Source organism: Amycolatopsis kentuckyensis, assembly GCF_002155975.1.
Taxonomy (GTDB): domain Bacteria; phylum Actinomycetota; class Actinomycetes; order Mycobacteriales; family Pseudonocardiaceae; genus Amycolatopsis; species Amycolatopsis kentuckyensis.
Genome location: NZ_MUMI01000698.1, coordinates 1 through 3419, shown reverse-complemented (window position 1 = coordinate 3419; position 3419 = coordinate 1). Strand labels below are relative to the sequence as shown.

4 protein-coding genes are annotated in these 3419 nt (G+C 72.4%); 2 read left to right on the top strand and 2 right to left on the bottom strand.

Features of this window, described 5'->3' with window-relative positions; all coding sequences use genetic code 11:
* Together CCN39_RS45880 and CCN39_RS45875 are read right to left on the bottom strand one after the other, a co-directional pair.
* Positions 1 to 534: hypothetical protein (locus CCN39_RS45880; RefSeq protein ID WP_244211321.1), on the bottom strand; the 534-nt coding region annotated here is incomplete at its 3' end.
* A gap of 88 nt (positions 535 to 622) precedes the next feature.
* A complete protein-coding gene (locus tag CCN39_RS45875; RefSeq protein ID WP_086853246.1) occupies positions 623 to 1318 on the bottom strand; it encodes an SDR family oxidoreductase in 696 nt (231 codons plus the stop codon).
* A 103-nt stretch (positions 1319 to 1421) separates the two neighbouring features.
* On the opposite strand from CCN39_RS45875, the gene CCN39_RS45870 reads away from it, so the two are divergent.
* A complete protein-coding gene (locus tag CCN39_RS45870; RefSeq protein WP_086853244.1) occupies positions 1422 to 2336 on the top strand; it encodes a LysR family transcriptional regulator in 915 nt (304 codons plus the stop codon).
* Positions 2337 to 2531: 195 nt separating this feature from the next.
* Positions 2532 to 3419 (top strand): lytic transglycosylase domain-containing protein (locus tag CCN39_RS45865; protein WP_143264424.1); only part of this gene is annotated, 888 nt, incomplete at its 3' end.

Sequence of the window (3419 nt, the reverse complement as noted above, 5' to 3'; positions counted from 1 at the left end):
CGGCGCCGGCGCCGCCTGCTCGGGCGGCTTCGGCTTCGCCTTGACCGGCTCCTTGACCTTGTCGACGATCTTCACCGCGCGGGCCAGGGTTCCGCGGTGCACCACCGGCTTGACGGAATTCGATTCCGGGTCGACGGCGTCCGGGGAAATCGGAGCGGGATCCGCGGGTTGTGCTACGGATTCCGGAGAGGGCGGGGCCGCGTGCTTGGCCGGCGGTACGACGACGTCCGCCGGCAACGGGACCAGCGCCACCGCCGGGGGTTCCAGGCCCGCCGGGGGCCAGGCCGCTGCCGTGTCGCGTACCGGAGGCATCGAGACCGCCGCGCTCACCCCGCCTGTCAGCGCCAGCGCTCCCGCGACCACCGACAACATCCGCAACCGCGTCAGCGATCGCAGGACTTGCGGTTTCTCCCGGTGGCGCGCCCGCGGGAGCACGAGGGTGTCCTCGTCGCGGTAACGGTCGCGCGGTGCGTCGGACCGGACCAGCAGCTCGGCGACGGTGACCTGCTCTCGGCGCGGAGCCCTACGTGCCATCAAACCCTCCACCTGGGCCGTCCGGACGGGCGGCAACACGCCCGGACGGCCGATCATAGGAACGCTTCAAGTCCGTGTAAAGGCTCGATCACCCAAGCCGGCCGCCACCGTCCACATGCAGCACCGTGCCCGTGACGAACGGGTTCGCCAGCACCAGGAGCGTGGCCGCCGAAACGTCCGCGGTCCGGCCCACCCGGCGGGCCGGATTCGCTTGCGCGGTCCGGCGGAAGAACTCCGCCTTCGCCTCGCCGAGCCGGTCCCACGCTCCCGAGTCGACGATGCCCGGGGAGATCGCGTTGACCCGGATCGGTGCCAGCTCCACGGCCAGCGCTTCGGCGAGGAACGCGACCGCGCCGTTCGTCGTCGCCATGACCGTCCTTTCCGGCGTCGGGCGCCACGCGGCGACGCCGGAGAACAACACCAGGGCGCCGCCTTCGCGGAACCGTGGGGCGAAGTGCTTCGCCAGCATCAGCGGACCGACCACTTTGGCGTCGAAGGCCCGCGTCACCGCGTCCCGCTCCAGTGTCGCGACCGGCCCGTTCGCCGGCGCCGCGGCGAGTGAGACCACGTAGTCCACTTCGCCCACTTCGTCGGCAAGCGCTTTCAACGACGATTCCTCACCGAGATCCGCGAACGCGGTCCGGACACCCGGCTGCGCCGACGCCGCCGGATTCCGGCCGGCCCGGATCACTTCCGCGCCCGCCGCGTACGCGTCCGAAGCGATCTGCCGGGCGATACCCGAACCGCCGCCCACGATGACCAGCCGCTTTCCCTCGAACGACATTTCCGTGCTCCTTTCGTCTCGCACACGGCGTTCAGCGCCGGAACAGCCCGGAACAATCCCGTCGCGATCCGAAGGTTTTCGATGTCTACGATAGAATTCGCGAATGCCTACGCTGCGCGCACTGGAGTGCCTGGTCGCGGTCCTCGACGCGGGCTCGATCACCGAGGCGGCCGCGCGGCTGCACCTGTCGCAGCCCGCGCTGTCGCACCAGATCGGCGCGCTGGAACGGGAACTGGGGACGCCGGTGCTGGAACGGCTGCCGCGCGGGGTCCGGCCCACCGCCGCGGGGCGGGCCGTGCTCGCCGACGCGCGGGTGGCGCTGGCCGCCGCCGAACGGGTGGTCCGGACCGGGCGCGCGGTGGCCGGTGGCGGCGAAGGCACCCTGCGGATCGCGTGTGCGGAGAGCATGACCGCCGGGTTGCTCGCCCCCGTGCTGCGGGCCTGGCACCGGCACCGGCCGGAGGTGCTGATCACGCTGACCGAGACCACGAGCGCGGACGCGCTGGTCGAGGCCCTGGAGGCGGGCGAAGCGGACGTCGCTGTCGGGCCGCGGCCGAGCCGCTGGACCGGGTCCGCCGAGGTGGTGGGGCGCGAGGAGATCGTCGTGGCGTTGCCCGCGGACCACCCGTTCGCCGCCCGCGCGGCGGTCCCCATGACCGCCCTCACGGGCATTCCGGTGGTGCACTACCACCGGGACAATGGCCTCGGCGGGTGGCTGGATCAGGAGGTGGCGCGGCGCGGCGCCGTACTGGAGGTGGTGATGCGGACGAAGCAGGCGGCGACGGCGGCCCAGCTCGCCGCGGCGGGGCTCGGCGTGGCACTGGTCCCGACCACCGCGCTCCCGCGGACCTTCCCCGGCACGCTGCGGCGGCTGAAGCCCCCGCTGCACCGGGACGTCGTGACGTTCACCGTGACGCCGTCGGATTCGCTCGTCCGGCGGTTTTGCTCGGACGTGACGCACCGCGGGCTCACCGTGCCCGGTGTCCTGTCGGACAAACTGTCCGCGGCACCCGGTTAAGTCCTGGTGAATCTGACAGATTTCCTACGAAGGTTTTGTGCCATCCAGACGAACTTCTCCGTCGCGGGCGGTTTCGGCTGTGGCATTCGCCAAAGTTTGGTTCCATCGGATAGCTTGCTCCTACCGGTCAGTACCGGTGGGTGAGGCCGATCGGGTGAGGCGATCAGCGACAGATCGAGGGAAGCGGGGACGACCATGCCCAAGCACCGGCCACGTCGCAGGAATGCGCGTTCGGTCCGCCGGACGGCCGCCGCGCTCGCGGGTGGCGCGCTCGTCGTGCTGCCCACGCTGACCACGGGCCTGCCGGCGCCGGTCGTGGTGGCCAACGCCGGGGACAGCCAGCCCGACCGGGCCGTCGCCGCGCCGCAGCAGCAGCCGCCGAACATCGTCATGCCGCCGATCGCGGTCGACGGCAGCCTGCCCCAGCCGCCGCTGCCCGAGCCGCTGGTCGTGCCGGGCGGGCGCGCCGGTTCCGCGGGCATCTCCGGGTCGCTCGGCATCCCGGGGAGCATGCTCAAGGCGTACAAGAACGCCGCGGACATCCTCGCCAAGGAACAGCCGAACTGCCACCTCGACTGGGCGCTGATCGCCAGCATCGGCCGGATCGAGTCCAACCACGCCCGCGGCGGGTACGTCAACGCCATCGGCGACACGCTGGAGCCGATCCTCGGCCCGGTGCTCAACGGCGCCGGCGCGTTCGCCGCGATCCGGGACACCGACGGCGGCAAGTACGACGGCGACACGGTGTGGGACCGCGCGGTCGGCCCGACGCAGTTCATCCCGTCGACGTGGCGCGGGTACGCCTCCGACGGCAACGGCGACGGTGTGTCGAACCCCAACAACATCTACGACGAGGCGCTGGCCACCGCGCGCTACCTGTGCTCGGGCGGCCTCGACCTCTCGACCGACGCGGGGCAGCGCATCGCCGTGCGCCGCTACAACAACTCGCAGTCCTATGTGGACACCGTGATGGCGTGGGCCGCCGCCTACCGCGGCGGGGTGGCCCAGCTGCCCGACAGCCAGGTGCCGATCGGCGCGCCCGACGCCCCGGACGCCGCCGCGGCCGGGGCGTCGGGCGCGCCG

Bases quoted from the DNA above. Each gene is read 5' to 3' on its own strand.
- CCN39_RS45875 (WP_086853246.1), bottom strand. From the start codon at position 1,318: ATGTCGTTCGAGGGAAAGCGGCTGGTCATCGTGGGCGGCGGTTCGGGT.
- CCN39_RS45870 (WP_086853244.1), top strand. From the start codon at position 1,422: ATGCCTACGCTGCGCGCACTGGAGTGCCTGGTCGCGGTCCTCGACGCG.